At 71.2% G+C, this 13,149-nt stretch carries 12 protein-coding genes, 1 tRNA gene and 1 pseudogene; 10 read left to right on the top strand and 4 right to left on the bottom strand.

From position 1 onward, the window contains the following. Window positions 1-8 precede the first annotated feature (8 nt). Together OHT01_RS06720 and OHT01_RS06715 are read left to right on the top strand one after the other, a co-directional pair. A complete protein-coding gene (locus OHT01_RS06720) occupies window positions 9-602 on the top strand; it encodes a TetR/AcrR family transcriptional regulator (RefSeq protein WP_328552199.1) in 594 nt (197 codons plus the stop codon). An 85-nt stretch (window positions 603-687) separates the two neighbouring features. Further along, window positions 688-1,452, top strand: a complete 765-nt coding sequence (locus OHT01_RS06715; RefSeq protein ID WP_328552198.1) for a crotonase/enoyl-CoA hydratase family protein — start codon at window positions 688-690, stop codon at window positions 1,450-1,452. Between the two features lie 94 nt (window positions 1,453-1,546). On the opposite strand, the gene OHT01_RS06710 is transcribed toward OHT01_RS06715, so the two are convergent. Both OHT01_RS06710 and OHT01_RS06705 read right to left on the bottom strand, forming a co-directional pair. Continuing rightward, window positions 1,547-2,083 carry an NUDIX hydrolase family protein gene (locus tag OHT01_RS06710; RefSeq protein WP_328552197.1) on the bottom strand — a complete coding sequence of 179 codons (537 nt, stop codon included), beginning with the start codon at window positions 2,081-2,083 and terminating at the stop codon, window positions 1,547-1,549. 401 nt (window positions 2,084-2,484) lie between these two features. Continuing rightward, window positions 2,485-3,456, bottom strand: coding sequence for a Clp protease N-terminal domain-containing protein (locus OHT01_RS06705; RefSeq protein WP_328552196.1), 972 nt, complete (start codon window positions 3,454-3,456; stop codon window positions 2,485-2,487). Window positions 3,457-3,524: 68 nt separating this feature from the next. Between OHT01_RS06705 and OHT01_RS06700 the strand changes: the two genes are divergently transcribed. The 5 genes from OHT01_RS06700 (at window position 3,525) to OHT01_RS06680 (ending at window position 7,812) form a co-directional block, all read left to right on the top strand. After that, window positions 3,525-3,884, top strand: a complete 360-nt coding sequence (locus tag OHT01_RS06700) for an excisionase (RefSeq protein WP_310434864.1) — start codon at window positions 3,525-3,527, stop codon at window positions 3,882-3,884. A gap of 194 nt (window positions 3,885-4,078) precedes the next feature. Beyond that, a complete protein-coding gene (locus tag OHT01_RS06695; protein ID WP_328558431.1) occupies window positions 4,079-4,258 on the top strand; it encodes a hypothetical protein in 180 nt (59 codons plus the stop codon). Between the two features lie 522 nt (window positions 4,259-4,780). Next, a complete protein-coding gene (locus tag OHT01_RS06690) occupies window positions 4,781-5,644 on the top strand; it encodes a dioxygenase family protein (RefSeq protein WP_328552195.1) in 864 nt (287 codons plus the stop codon). Next, a complete protein-coding gene (locus OHT01_RS06685; protein WP_328552194.1) occupies window positions 5,641-6,756 on the top strand; it encodes a maleylacetate reductase in 1,116 nt (371 codons plus the stop codon). The genes OHT01_RS06690 and OHT01_RS06685 overlap by 4 nt, the downstream gene beginning before the upstream one ends. Window positions 6,757-7,044: 288 nt before the next feature. Further along, window positions 7,045-7,812: an NPP1 family protein gene (locus OHT01_RS06680; protein ID WP_328552193.1), complete on the top strand. Its 768-nt coding sequence runs from the start codon at window positions 7,045-7,047 to the stop codon at window positions 7,810-7,812. A 67-nt stretch (window positions 7,813-7,879) separates the two neighbouring features. Here the strand turns inward: OHT01_RS06680 and OHT01_RS06675 are convergent, their stop codons facing one another. Further along, window positions 7,880-8,767: an SDR family NAD(P)-dependent oxidoreductase gene (locus OHT01_RS06675; protein WP_328552192.1), complete on the bottom strand. Its 888-nt coding sequence runs from the start codon at window positions 8,765-8,767 to the stop codon at window positions 7,880-7,882. 71 nt (window positions 8,768-8,838) lie between these two features. Here OHT01_RS06675 and OHT01_RS06670 point away from each other — a divergent pair. Together OHT01_RS06670 and OHT01_RS06665 are read left to right on the top strand one after the other, a co-directional pair. Beyond that, window positions 8,839-9,757: pseudogene (locus OHT01_RS06670) on the top strand (LysR family transcriptional regulator). Between the two features lie 138 nt (window positions 9,758-9,895). Beyond that, window positions 9,896-9,969, top strand: a tRNA-Pro gene (locus OHT01_RS06665). A gap of 131 nt (window positions 9,970-10,100) precedes the next feature. Here OHT01_RS06665 and OHT01_RS06660 read toward each other — a convergent pair. After that, on the bottom strand, window positions 10,101-11,768 hold the full coding sequence (locus OHT01_RS06660; RefSeq protein ID WP_328552191.1) for an FAD-dependent oxidoreductase: 1,668 nt from the start codon (window positions 11,766-11,768) through the stop codon (window positions 10,101-10,103). Between the two features lie 234 nt (window positions 11,769-12,002). On the opposite strand from OHT01_RS06660, the gene OHT01_RS06655 reads away from it, so the two are divergent. Beyond that, window positions 12,003-13,127 carry a SchA/CurD-like domain-containing protein gene (locus OHT01_RS06655; RefSeq protein WP_328552190.1) on the top strand — a complete coding sequence of 375 codons (1,125 nt, stop codon included), beginning with the start codon at window positions 12,003-12,005 and terminating at the stop codon, window positions 13,125-13,127. Window positions 13,128-13,149 lie beyond the last annotated feature (22 nt).

Here is a 13,149-nt window from a genome sequence, read left to right as displayed (position 1 = left end):
GCAGGTCAATGGCCCCCAAGTCACCTCAGAAAGCTCGGATTCTGCGTGCTGCGGCGGAGTTGTTCGCCGAACACGGCTACCACGGCACCGGGATGGCTCAACTCGAGGCGGCTGTCGGGCTCCAGAGAGGTGCGCTCTACCACCACATCGGGAACAAGGAAGCACTGCTCTTCGAGATCAGCGCCTCCCAGTTGCGTGTCATGGTCGAGATCGCGCTCGACATCGAGAAGCGCGTGGAGGATCCCGAGGAACGGTTCAGAGAACTGGCCCGGACGCTGATGGAGAACATCGCCGACCACGTTCTCGAATGGACCGTCCACTACCGGGACTTCACCGCGCTCACGGGACCGCTCATGGAAACCGTGCTCGATCTGCGCAAGCAGTACGAGCAGGTGTGGCGGCGCACGCTCGACGCGGGCATCGACGCCGGGGACTTCAAACCGCTGCCCGAGGCCGTGGCGTTGAAGGGAATCCTCGGAATGTTCAACTACTCGTACGTCTGGTTGAAGAAGGACGCCGGACTTCCGCCGCGCGAGATCGCGGACGTCTTCTGCGACACCTTCCTCGCGGGCATCCTGCGATCCGCGCCGTCGAACGGCTGAACAAGGTCAGCGCCGTCGAACGGCCGAAGAACACGTCGTCCGAGCACTGAGCCGGAACGACCGCACCACAAGGAGAACGAACGACATGTCGGACGAAGTCCTGGTCGAACGCCGCGACGGCGTGCAGATCATCACCATCAACCGGCCGCAGGCGAAGAACGCCCTGAACCTGGCCGTGGCCCAGGGCATCGCGGACGCCGTGGACGAGCTGGACGCGTCCGACGACCTCCGGGTGGGCGTCCTGACGGGCGCCGGCGGAACGTTCTCCGCCGGGATGGACCTCAAGGCGTTCCTCCGCGGCGAGAGCCCCGCGATCGAGGGCCGGGGTCTGGCGGGCATCACGATCACCCCGCCGAAGAAGCCCCTCATCGGCGCGGCCGAGGGCTGGGCGCTGGCAGGCGGGTTCGAGCTGCTCCTCGCCTGCGACCTGGTGGTCGCGGGCGAGACGGCCAGGTTCGGCGTCCCGGAGGTGACCCGCTCCCTGGTGGCGGCCGCCGGTGGCGCACTGTTGCTGCCGCGCCGCATCCCGTACGCCGTCGCCATGGAGATGCTCCTCACCGGCGATCCGATCACCGCGCGGCGTGGCGCGGAGGTCGGCCTGGTCAACCGCCTGGTGCCCGAGGGCAAGGCCCTGGAGGGCGCGCTGGAGCTCGCCGCGCGGGTGGCGTCGGCCGGCCCGCTCGCGGTCGCCGCGACGAAGCGGATCGCCCGCTCCAGCGCGGACTGGACGCTGGCCGAGGGCTGGGAGGAGCAGGAGAGGATCATCGCGCCGGTGTTCGTCTCCGAGGACGCCCGTGAGGGCGCCGCCGCGTTCGCGGAGAAGCGCAGCCCGGTGTGGAGCGGCCGCTAGGGCGAAACACGCCCTGGGACCGTCGGTGACGGTCCGTCGGCTGTTCCTTCCGGTGAACCGTCCCCCGGCCCGCCGGGTGCGCCGGCCCTGCGCGTCAGGCGATCCGTCCGACGTACGCCAGTGCCTGCTTCAGCAGGACCCCGTGACCGCCCGGCATGTCGTCCGTGACCACCGGGGACGCGGCCTCCTCCGGGCTGAACCAGACCAGGTCGAGGGCGTCCTGCCGGGGGCGGCAGTCGCCCGTCACCGGCACGATGTACGCCAGGGACACGGCGTGCTGGCGCGGGTCGTGGAACGGGGTGACACCCAGCGTCGGGAAGTACTCGGCGACGGTGAAGGGATGCAGGGAGGCCGGGATCCGGGGGAGAGCCACCGGGCCGAGGTCCTTCTCCAGATGGCGCAGCAGGGCGTCGCGGACCTTCTCGTGGTGCAGCACCCGGCCGGAGACGAGGCTGCGGCTGACCGTCCCGTCCGGACCGATACGCAGCAGGAGCCCGATGTGGGTGACCTCGCCGTTGTCGTCGACGCGTACCGGTACGGCTTCGACGTACAGGATCGGCATGCGGGCGCGGGCCGACTCCAGTTCGTCACGGGACAGCCAGCCGGGCGTGGTTTCGGTCAAGTCAGACATTGCTTGATCATACTTTCCGTGCGTCCGGTGCGGGGGTGATGCTCCAGGTCAACGATGCCCCAGGGAAAGGGTCATCGCGCATCATCCGGCGTCGGCCACAGGGTGTCGGTCCAGCGGGCGCCGGGGGAATCCGGTCCCGGTGGCGCGCGTCGCCCGCGCATCACCGGTGTCTGGAGAAGCCTCCCGAGGCCGGCCGGCCTCGGCCGGTTCGGCGAGGCGCGACTACCAGCGCGTGCCGGTCGGCGGCGACGGCCTGTCAGGCGCCGCGCTACGCCTGCGCCGCGAACGCGCCTGTGAACGACGTCCTGGTCGTCGGCGAGAACGGTGCCGGCGCATCGTCGCTCACCACGCCCCCGTCCTCGCCTGTCCCACCGACAGGTTCCGGCCCGCTGATCCGCCGGTCACCGGCGGAGCCGGGGCGCGAGGGCCGTGCGCACGACCTTGGCCACGTTGCTCGCGGCGGATCCGTCCTCGTCTCCGGGTTCCGGTTCCAGCACACGCTGGATCTGTTGCAGCAGCTCGTTGGTCGACCGCCAGAGCGGGACGAACATGCCGGCCACCGGCCCGACGCCCTGGATCGGGCCGTTGGACAGCTCGGTGACTTTCTTGGCGGCCGTGACCGTTGCCGGGTCCCGCAGGATCAGGTGGACCTCATCGTCGACCAGCCGGATTTCCATCTTGCGCGCGGCGGCCTCCTCCGGGTTCGCGTCCGTGGTCGTCTCCGGATCCAGTTCGTCGATCTTGGCGGCGACCGCGTCCGGGTCGACCCCGAGTTCCCGCAGCACCTTGGCCGCCATGCTGTTCTCCGCCCGCAGCATCGCCTCAAGCAGGTGATGACTGCCGACCGGTGCGCCACCGGCCAGCGCGCTGGCGGCGGACACGGTGTCCTCGGTGGCGGATGTGCCGGCCGGCCATGGGCCGGCCGCGACGTCCTGCGGTCCTTCCGCTGACGCCAGCACCGCGGCACGGATCCTGCTGATCGGACTGATCCGCTCGGCAAGTACCCGCGCGCCGACGCCCTCGCCTTCCCTGACCAGGGCGAGCAGGATGTGTTCCGTACCGATGCAGGTGTGGTGCAGCTGCTGCGCCTCGCGCAGGGCGAGTTCCAGCGTCTTCTTCGCGCGCGGCGCGAACGGGATATGGCCGCTCAGCTCCTGCGTGCCGGGCTTGACCACCGCGGCGATGTCGATCTGCGCCGTCTCCTTGTCGTACCCGAGCTGGTGCAGGACTTTCGCCGCCGTGCTGTCCGTCGCGTCGAGCAGCCCCAACAGGATGTGCTCCGTGCCGATGTGGTGGTGCTTGAGCAGCCTCGCCTCCTCCTGAGCCGTGACGACCACCTTGCGGGCTTCCACCGTGAACCTTTCAAATGACATGTCTCCATGCTCGCAACCGTGTCAATACACTGTTATTGATATGGTCACCGGGGTGAAGGGAGGGTGTGATGGAGACACCGTCGGACTGGGAGGACCGGCTCGCGCGCTGGCAGAATGAGCTGGAGCTGTTCGAGCGGCTGGACGAGACACCCTGGGTCACGCTGGCCAAGGCGGAAGCCGAGACCGGTGTCTCCCGCTCGGCCCTGCGGTCCTGGTACCGCAATGGCGAGATCCGGTCCCGGCTGGTGGACGGTCCGAACGGGCCGCAGCGCCTGGTCCAGTTGGACGCGGTGATCGAGCGCGCCGCCGCATCACCGCGCATTCAGCGCAGGGCGGAGCGGGAGGTCAGCCTGGAAGCCCAGGTCACCCTGCTTCGGCACCGGGTTGACCAGCTTGAGCTGCGGCTGGCCGCGCTGGAGCGGAAGTGACCGGCGCGAGCGGCCCCGTGCCATCGGCCCGGAGCGGTGCCACACCGTATCGGTAGGCCGAGCCATCAGAACCTGTGCAATGCGTTCACGCGTTCGGGAGTGTCTGCGGGACGACGTGCTGGGGTCCGATGACCGAGAGGAGCTGTAGTTTCTTGTGGCTTTCGCTGCCGGGGACCGCGGTGTAGACGAGAACGATGTGTGACTGCTCGGGGTCGAGAGTCGACAGGCCCGACCCCGTCATCAGCGCATTCGGTGCTCGCGGCTGCGGGGAACTCGGCACCGTCGGCTCCGCCGCCGCGGTCGGCTACGCCATCTGCAACGCCACCGGAATCCGGGTACGCGATCTCCCCATCACCCTCGACAAACTGCTGTAGACCAGGTCGGTCGGCTGGTACCGAGCGTGAGTGCAACCCCGCCCTCCGTGCGGGTGACCTGGTCGAGGCGGATCGGGGAGGTCCGACTCAGAGGTGGGCGAACAGCAGGGGAAGGTCCGGGCGAGGTGGTGGACCCAGATGTCGGTGGCCGGCCAGTCGTCGATGTCGTGCTGGGTGCAGGGGGCCACACGAGTTGCAAAGCCGTGATGGGAGGCCGCCGACGGCGACGCCACCGAGTTCACCACGACCTTGTACGGATTCCTGGCGGAGGGCGTGCCGCCCGCCGAGGCGATGCACCGCGTGACCCGCGCCCTGCGCGGGCGCTGTCCGCTCAGCCCACGGTCGTGGGCCCCGTACGCGCACATGGGGCCTTGACCCAGTGAGGGCCGATCACCGTCCAACGCGTTCCGCATCGGCGATACTCACGGGGATCCCCGGTCCAAGGATCCTTGAGCGAAACCCTCAACAGTCGGAGAGCCTGATACCGCCCGGCAGGACGACCGGCGGGACCACAGGAGCGGCATGGCCACGGAATACACCACGGACATCACCGACGCTGTCGTCGACAGCTTCGAGGGCACGGCCGATCCCCGGCTGCGGGAACTGCTCGGCGCGCTCACCCGCCATCTGCACGCCTTCGTCCGCGAGACCCGGCCGACCGCGGGGGAGTGGGAGAGCGCGGTCGGCTTCCTCACCGCGACCGGCCGGATGTGCACGGACACCCGGCAGGAGTTCATCCTGCTGTCGGACGTGCTCGGCGTCTCCATGCTGATGGAGACGCTGAACGGCGACCGCGACCCGGGCGCGACGGAGTCGACGGTCCTCGGCCCGTTCCACATGACCGAGTCGCCCGTGCTGGAACTCGGCGCGACCATCGACCTGGTCGGCACCGGCGAGCCGTGCGTGGTCAGCGGCCGGGTACTGTCCGGTGACGGGACTCCGCTGCCCGGCGCGGTCCTCGACGTGTGGCAGGCGGACGGCGAGGGCTTCTACGACGTGCAGCGGCCGGAGGTCCAGCCGCCCGGCAACGGACGCGGGCTCTTCACCGCGGACGCCGAGGGCCGCTTCCGCTTCCGCACCTGTGTGCCGAGCCCCTACCCGATCCCCACCGACGGCCCGGTCGGAGCCCTGCTCCGGGCCACCGGTCGGCATCCCTGGCGCCCCGCCCACATCCACTTCATCGCCTCGGCCGAGGGCCACGCCCCCGTCACCACGCACATCTTCGTGGCGGGCAGCCCGTATCTGGACTCCGACGCCGTCTTCGCCGTCAAGAAGAGCCTCGTCCAGGACTTCGCCGAGACCGACGATCCGTCGCTGGCCCGGGAGTTCGGCGTCACGAACCCGTTCCGGCACGCCCACTTCGAACTCGTACTGGAGCCGGCTTGACCACCCCGCCCAACACTCCGCTCGACTTCTCCTACGAGACCCGGCCCGCCCGCGTCGTCTTCCGGCCCGGCGCCGCGGTGACCGCGACGCCGGGGGAGGCCGCACGGCTCGGGCTGCACCGGGTGCTCGTGGTGTGCGGCAGCCGGGGCGCGGACGTCGCCCGGTCGGTGGCGGACGCGCTCGGCGACAGTTGCGTGGGGGTGCACACCGGCGCCCGGATGCACGTACCCGTCGAGGTCGCCGACGAGGCGGTCGAGGTGGCGCGGGCGGCCGGTGCCGACGGCTGTGTCGCCGTCGGCGGCGGCTCCGCGATCGGCCTCGGCAAGGCGATCGCGCTGCGCACCGGCCTGCCGCTGATCGCCGTGCCCTCCACCTACTCCGGTTCCGAGATGACGTCGGTGTGGGGACTGACCGAGGGCGGGGCCAAACGCACCGGCCGCGACTCCTCCGTACAGCCCCGGTGCGTCGTCTACGATCCCGAGCTCACCCTCGGCCTCCCGGTCCCGCTCTCGGTGACCAGCGGCGTCAACGCCCTCGCGCACGCGGTCGAGGCGCTGTACGCCCCCGACGCCTCCCCGCTGGTCTCCCTGATGGCGGAGGAGGGCGTACGGGCGATGACGGGCGCCCTTCCCGACGTGGCGGCGGCCCCCGGCGATCCGGAGGCGCGCGCCCGGGCCCTGTACGGCGCCTGGCTCTGCGGTGCCTGCCTCGGCGCTACGACCATGGGTCTGCACCACAAGCTGTGCCATGTCCTCGGCGGCACCTTCGGTCTGCCGCACGCCGAGACCCACACCGTGGTCCTCCCGTACGCCCTCGCCTACAACGCGCCCGCCGCTCCGCAGGCGATCGCCGTCCTGTCGCGGGCCATGGACACCGACGACGTCCCCCGCGCCGTGCGGGAGCTCGCGCGAGGCCTGGGTGCTCCCGGTACCCTCGCCGAACTCGGCCTGAAGGAAGCCGACTTGGTCCGCGCCGCGACCCAGGTCGCCGCGGAGTCGTATCCCAACCCCCGCGAGGTCACCGCGAACGGTGTCCTGGGTCTGCTGACGGCGGCCTACGAGGGTTGGGAGCCGAGGAGCGAGAACTCCTGGGGCGACGGGGCCCAGGCGTAGGCCCAGGCCCGGGGCGACGGGGCCGGGTCCTTGGACCGGCCCCGTCGGGCCATCCGGCGACTCCTGCTCCTTGACACCAACTGGTCTTCAGCGAAGGAGAGTTGGGGTCAAAAGGGGCCCGATGGCCCCCAACGGGCCGCCCCACCCTCCTCATTGGCGTATCCGTCATCGCTCCGACACCCGCGACCTCTGGTGTTTTCCGTGCCCGCCCGAAAGGGTGACCTGGGCATGCCAAGACGACCGCCTGGTCTGCCCCGCCCCCACGCCGCGGTCGATCTGGAGGAAGCAGTGACAAGAAGCTCGCGGACCCGCAAGGTCTCGCTCGTCCTCGGCAGCGCCGTCGCGCTGGTCGTCGCCTTCCCGGGCAGCGCCCTCGCCGACCCGCCGACCGCCTTGCCCGGGAACGCGGACGGACTGGAGTCGACGTTCCAGCCGGCCTTCGACTACGACACCGACGGCTGCTACCCGACCCCGGCCATCGGCCCCGACGGCACCATCAACCCCGGCCTCAATCCCTCCGGGGCCCTGAACGGCCACTGCCACGACTCCTGGGACCTCGACAACACCAACGGGTACTCCCGCGAGAAGTGCAACAACGGCTGGTGCGCCATCATCTACGGCCTCTACATGGAGAAGGACCAGGCAGTCGTCGGCAGCGGCCTCGGCGGCCACCGCAACGACTGGGAGCACGTCGTGGTGTGGGTCCAGGACAACGAGGCCAAGTACGTCTCCACGTCGGCCCACGGCAGCTTCAAGATCTACCCACGGGACCAGATCCGCTGGGACGGGACGCACCCCAAGGTCGTCTACCACAAGGACGGCATCGGCACCCACTGCTTCCGCCCCGCGAACACCAACGACGAGCCGCCGGAGAACAGTTACCACACCTGGCAGTTCCCGACGCTGGTCGGCTGGAACGGCTACCCCGCCGGGCTGCGCGACAAGTTGAGCGCGTACGACTTCGGCAGTGCCGTGTTCGGCCTCAAGGACGGCAACTTCAACTCCCACCTGGCGAAGGCCGAACCGGCCGGCATCGCGTTCGACCCCAACGCCTGACCGGTGGTCCGGTGGTGGGTGAAGCGCGCTCGGCGCCACCCACCACCGGCCGGGGCCCACACGGCCCCTACGAGTCGAGAAGCCGCTCCTGGTGACGCGGCGGCCTCCCCGCGTGCCACGGCAGCACCTCACCGAACCGCACCAGTTCGCCGTACTGCGCCGGATCGGTCTTCTCGCGCAGCAGCAGATCGAGAATCGCGACGGCGGCCCGCGCCGGGGTCTGCGCCTGGCTGAAGTCGGAGAACCACGGGCGCGACAACGGCGTGTCGACGAGTCCCGGGCAGACCGCCGCGACCAGCGTCCCGCGGGCCAGGTCCGCCTCCCGGCGCTCGGCCGCGACCGCCCGCACGGCGGCGACCTGGGCCACCTTGGACGGCACGTTGATCCAGCGGGGCCAGCCGAGTCCGACCGCGGTGCCCGCGTGCACGGCGGCCCGCCAGCTCTCGACCGCCGCCTCCACCCCGTCGAGCGGGACACCGTCGAACAGCGGGTGGAACCGGGCGTCGAGATGGCCCAGCGTGCCCAGCGAACTGGCCACCACGACGAGCCGTCCACCGGGACGCAGCACCGGGCCGAACGAGCGCAGCACCGCGTGCGCGCCCCCGTTGGCCACGTCGATGAAGGCGTCGGCCTGCTCCGACTGCGACCGTTCGGGCGTCAGCATCGCGCTCGCGTTGGACACCACGATGTGCACCCCGCCGTGCCGCGCGCCCAGTTCGGCCGCCAGCTCCCGCACGGCCCGCGTATCGGTGACGTCGAGGACACGGCCCTCCACCCGGCTCACGGTGGCAGCGGAGGCGTCGACCCGCGCGACGGCGTCGGCGACCCGGTGGGCGTCGCGCCCGGTGAGCAGGACCAGGTCGCCACGGTCCAGCCGGGCCGCGAGCCCTTCGACGAGCGCGAGGCCGAGCCCCTGATTGGCTCCGGTGACGAGGGCGATGCGTGCGTTGGTCATGCCCACCACGCTAGGAACACCCCGGGCATGCGTCCAACGAAACCTGCTCAGGTCTGGTATGCGTCATCGTCATGGACTTCACCGACGTCTCGCTCGTCTCCCTGCGTGTCTTGCGCGAGGTGGCCGAACGGGGCACGCTCACCGCGGCGGCCGGCGCGCTCGGCTACACCCAGTCCGCCGTGTCCCGGCAGATCGCCTCGCTCGAACGGGCCGCACGGGCACCGCTGTTGGAGCGGCGCAGGGACGGCGTACGGCTGACCGCGGCCGGGCACGTCGTCCTGCGCCGGGCCGTGACGGTGCTCGACCAGATCGACGCGACGGCACGGGAACTCGCGGGGCTGCCCGCCGAGGCCGGGACGGTCCGGCTGGTTCGCCAGCGCGGGCGCCGTCCTGCTGCCGCGCGCCGTCGCCGCACTGCGCCGCAGCCACCCGGCGATCACCGTCGGCACCCGTGAGGGCAGCACCCCGGCGCTGGTCCGGGCGCTGCGGGCCGGAACCCTGGACCTGGCCCTGCTCGCCTCGGCGCCGCCGTTCCGGCCCTTCGACGGCGAGTCGCCGCCGCTGGCCGTGCGGACGCTCGCCGAACGCAGTCTGCGGCTCGCGGTGCCGGCGGTCCATCCGCTCGCCGCCCACGACTGCGTCGACATCGCCGACCTGCGGGGACAGCGCTGGATCGCCGGTTCGTCCGTCGGCGACGAACGGCTGATGGGCGTCTGGCCGGGACTGGACGAGCGTCCGGTGATCGCCCACACCGCCCGTGACTGGCTGGCCAAACTGCACCTGGTGGCCGCGGGCTGCGGTCTGACCACCGTTCCCGCCTCGCTGGTCCCCGCCGTGCCGCCCGGCGTGCGGATCCTGTCCGTGCACGGCGGCCCGGAGGAGCGCCGCCGCCTCGTCCTCGCCCGCCTTCCGAGCCCCTTGACCGAGCCGGCCGCCCGGCTGGCCGACGCGCTCCGGGTGGCGGCGGCCGACCTGGACGATCCGGCGTGACGGCGACTCCACCGCCGCCCGGATTCCGGGACGTCGACACATCGCACGCTGGGACGATGACAATGCGTGCGCGGCCATCCACCGACGTGCGGTAGGGTTTCGACGTGCGCTCACGCGGGGAACCGCGAGGGGACGCATCGGGACGTGGCGCAGCTTGGTAGCGCACTTGACTGGGGGTCAAGGGGTCGCAGGTTCAAATCCTGTCGTCCCGACTGTGAAGTCGTGGCCGGAGGCCGTATCGGAATTCCGATACGGCCTCCGGCCGTTCTCCGTGCACCGCGGGGGACGGCGGTCGGCCGTCCCTACCGGGCGACGCCCTCGGACCGCCCGCCAGGGACGAAGGTCAGGCCTGGTCCAGGAGCGCGAGCAGGGCCTTCCGCAAGGTCGTACGGGGGTCCTTGGCGGGGCCCTCGGACCGCCAGGCGACGAAGCCGTCGGGGCGGACCAGTACCGCACCCTCGGCGGTGACGCCGTGGACCGCCGCCCAGTCCGTGTCGCCCGCGGGGACCAGGTCCGCCTCCGACCCGCCGCCGATCCGGTACGAGTCGAGCGGGACGGACAGTTGCCGGGCCGTGTCGCTCGCCGCCGCGTGCCACGCGCCGGCGCCGTCCGCCGAGCTCAGCAGCACCAGGGAACGCTCGTACAGGTCGAGGGTGGAGATCCGGGCGCCGGCGCGGGTCAGCCACAGATGCGGTGCCCGGGTCCCCGGCTCGCCCGTCAGCCGTACACCCTCGGGCACGACCGGAACGGCCGGATCGGCGCCCAGGACAGCGCCCCGCGGGTAGCGGTAGGCGAGCGCCACATTGAGAATGCCGCCCTTCCTGCCGCCGGGGCCGCCCTGCCCGCCGGCTCCGGGCTCCGGGGTGTACCCGGGGTGGCTGTGCTCGACCGAGCGCGAGGAGGCGCGTGCGCTCGTCGCCTCCGCCACCGGCCGGCGCTCGGCGTCGTACGACTTCAGCAGTCCGGGGCCGGCCCAGCCCGCCAGTACGGCGGACAGCTTCCAGGCGAGGTTGTGCGCGTCCTGGATACCGGTGTTGGAGCCGAACGCCCCGGTGGGTGACATCTCGTGGGCCGAGTCGCCCGCCAGGAACACCCGTCCCTGCGCGTACCGTTCGGCGACCCGCTCGGCCGCGTGCCACGCCGCCCTGCCGGTGATCTCCACATCGAGATCCGGCACGCCGACCGCCCGCCGGATGTGCTCCACGCAGCGTTCGTCGGTGAACTCCTCCAGGGTTTCGCCGTGTTCGGGATGCCAGGGGGCGTGGAAGACCCAGTGCTCCTTGTTGTCCACCGGCAGCAGAGCACCGTCGGCCGCCGGATCGGTCAGATAGCAGACGATGAACCGCCGGTCACCGACGACGTCCGCGAGTCCGCGGGAGGTGAACGTGAGGCTCACGTTGTGGAACAGGTCGCCCGGCCCGGTCTGCCCGATGCGCAGCGCCTCGCGGACGGGGCTGCGCGGACCGTCCGCCGCGACGAGGTAGTCCGCGCGGATCGTGGTGTGCTCACCGGTCTCCCGGCTCTTGACCTTCGCCGTCACTCCTTCGGAGTCCTGCTCGAACGACAGCAGCTCCGTGGAGAACCGCAGGTCGGCGCCCAGCTCCCGGGCGCTCGCCAGCAGTACGGGTTCGAGGTCGTTCTGGCTGCACAGGCACCAGGCGCCCGGGCTGAACCGGGCCAGCCCGCCGCCCGGGTCGATCTCCTTGAACAGCCACTCCCCGGCATCGCCCACCAGGGTCGGCGTCTGCAGGATGCCGTGGTTGTCCGCGAGGACCGAGGCGGCCTCCTCGATGCGCCGCTGCACCCCGGCCACCCGGAAGATCTCCATGGTGCGCACGTTGTTGCCGCGCCCGCGCGGGTGGATCGAGGTCCCCGCGTGGCGCTCGACGAGGATGTGCGGCACGCCGAGCCGCCCCAGGAACAGCGACGTGGACAGGCCCACCAGAGAGCCGCCCACGATGAGGACGGGCGTGTGGAGACCGTTCTCGCCGGCCTCTTCGAATCGGTTCATTGATTGCCTCCAGCGTCGGCTGCGACGCGAGTGAGGAATGGGGATGCAGATTCCATGCCCTGTGTGGACCGTTTCGCTCGGCAGGGGCACCCGGATGGCGCGCGGTTCACTCGTCCGACCCGTGGGACTCGCGGAGTTCCGGCCTCACGTCAACGATCAGTTCATGGCGGCCCCGGCGTTTCGGACACCGCGGTCGTTCCTGACTTCCGTGACGAAGAGGAGAGGTGTGCCGCAATGACTGTCTCGGGACGTATCTCGCAGTCGGCCTTCGACGGCTCGAAGCTTCGGGTGATCCTGCTGCTCGACCTGTACGAAGGCGCTCAGCAGCAGTTCCTCGACGCGTACGAACTCATGCGCAACCAGGTCGCCTCGGTACCCGGCCACATCAGTGACCAGCTCTGCCAGTCGATCGAGAACCCCTCGCAGTGGCTCATCACCAGCGAGTGGGAGAGTGCCCCGCCCTTCCTCGCCTGGGTGAACAGCGAGGAGCACGTCGAGACCGTCCGGCCGATGCACAGCTGCGTCCGGGACACCCGGTCGATGCGCTACAGCATCCTCCGCGAGACCAGTCCCGCCGAGCCGCTCACCCCGGAGTCGGTCAGGGCGCCCCGGCAGGTCGAGGCCCGCGTGGGCAACGGAGTGGCCCGCCACGCCCTCACGTTCACCGTCAAGCCCGGGTCCGAGTCGAAGGTCGCCGAGATCCTGGCCGGCTACCAGTCGCCCCAGGCCCAGGTCGACGACACCACCCGGCTGCGCCGCACCTCGCTGTTCATGCACGGCAACCGCGTCGTGCGGGCCGTCGAGGTGGAGGGCGACCTGCTCGCCGCGCTGCGGCACGTATCGCGCCAGCCCGAGGTGAGGGCGGTCGAGGAGGCCATCAACCCCTACCTGGAGCAGGACCGGGACCTCAGCGACCCCGAATCGGCGCGGGTCTTCTTCACCCGTGCGGCGCTCCCCGCCGTGCACCACGTGGTCTCCGGCCGCAAGGAGCCCGCGAAGCTGAGCCGGCACGCGCTGTACTACCCCGCCCGGACCGGCTGCGGCATGGAGCTGGCCCGGCTGCTCGCCCACCAGGACGAGGCCGCGGCCGACGACAAGGACAGCCCGGTGTACAGCAGCACCGTCTTCCAGCGCGACGACATCGTGGTGCGGCTCATCGACATCGTGGGCGACCTCGACCTCGACCCCGTCGCCTCCCTGGGCCTCAAGGGCGCCAAGAAGGCCGCCGAGCTGGAGCGCCTCCTCGACGGTGCCGCGATCGGCGTCGAAGGCTCCCTGGGGACGGAACGCAACATCAACCGCCTCCTGTCGCACGCCGACATGCTGCCGATCACCGACCGCAGCTCGGTCGGCTCCTGACGGACCGCCGCAGACCGCGTAC

The organism is Streptomyces sp. NBC_00358, assembly GCF_036099295.1.
Lineage (GTDB): Bacteria > Actinomycetota > Actinomycetes > Streptomycetales > Streptomycetaceae > Streptomyces.
This window is presented reverse-complemented; position numbering and strand designations above follow the sequence as displayed.

What these genes read in the sequence shown, in the direction of transcription:
- OHT01_RS06720 (WP_328552199.1), top strand. Translation starts at nt 9, where the DNA reads ATGGCCCCCAAGTCACCTCAGAAAGCTCGGATTCTGCGTGCTGCGGCG.
- OHT01_RS06715 (WP_328552198.1), top strand. Translation starts at nt 688, where the DNA reads ATGTCGGACGAAGTCCTGGTCGAACGCCGCGACGGCGTGCAGATCATC.
- OHT01_RS06710 (WP_328552197.1), bottom strand. Translation starts at nt 2,083, where the DNA reads ATGTCTGACTTGACCGAAACCACGCCCGGCTGGCTGTCCCGTGACGAA.
- OHT01_RS06705 (WP_328552196.1), bottom strand. Translation starts at nt 3,456, where the DNA reads ATGTCATTTGAAAGGTTCACGGTGGAAGCCCGCAAGGTGGTCGTCACG.
- OHT01_RS06700 (WP_310434864.1), top strand. Translation starts at nt 3,525, where the DNA reads ATGGAGACACCGTCGGACTGGGAGGACCGGCTCGCGCGCTGGCAGAAT.
- OHT01_RS06695 (WP_328558431.1), top strand. Translation starts at nt 4,079, where the DNA reads ATGTGTGACTGCTCGGGGTCGAGAGTCGACAGGCCCGACCCCGTCATC.
- OHT01_RS06690 (WP_328552195.1), top strand. Translation starts at nt 4,781, where the DNA reads ATGGCCACGGAATACACCACGGACATCACCGACGCTGTCGTCGACAGC.
- OHT01_RS06675 (WP_328552192.1), bottom strand. Translation starts at nt 8,767, where the DNA reads ATGACCAACGCACGCATCGCCCTCGTCACCGGAGCCAATCAGGGGCTC.
- OHT01_RS06660 (WP_328552191.1), bottom strand. Translation starts at nt 11,768, where the DNA reads ATGAACCGATTCGAAGAGGCCGGCGAGAACGGTCTCCACACGCCCGTC.
- OHT01_RS06655 (WP_328552190.1), top strand. Translation starts at nt 12,003, where the DNA reads ATGACTGTCTCGGGACGTATCTCGCAGTCGGCCTTCGACGGCTCGAAG.